This is a genomic window from Massilia sp. CCM 8734, from assembly GCF_011682155.1.
GTDB classification, from domain to species: Bacteria; Pseudomonadota; Gammaproteobacteria; order Burkholderiales; family Burkholderiaceae_D; genus Telluria_A; species Telluria_A rubra.
Map to the genome: position 1 here is coordinate 1 of NZ_WHJI01000224.1, position 350 is coordinate 350.

General features: G+C 58.3%; 1 pseudogene. It reads left to right on the plus strand.

Annotated elements, in window-relative coordinates:
• Positions 1–213, plus strand: a pseudogene (locus F2P46_RS36355) (hypothetical protein); the annotation flags it as partial.
• Positions 214–350: the final 137 nt, after the last annotated feature.

The window sequence follows — 350 nt, forward strand, 5'->3', positions numbered from 1 at the left end:
CTCGAAGCATCGGCACAGGATGACGCCTTGGAAGTGCTCGAAGTCATCCTGCGGGAGCTTTTCGGTGACGCCGTGAAGGCGGACAAGAAATCCCGCCTTCGCTCGCTCAAGGACTTGGACGAGGCGGGGGCCACCCTCGCCAGCGCGTGTCAAATGCTGCTGGACGACACTGTGCCGGATGCCGAGCTGCGCAAGCTGTTGTTCGCTCGGATTTCGCCGGACGCCGGAGCGTGTCAAACTATTTGAGACCGGTTTTGCAATTAGTTTAGGGAGCATTTTTCAGTCTGAACATCTCCCAGGATTGTCGCTTTTGGCATATTGATGCCGGCTTCGGTCGGCAGTGCCGGTGG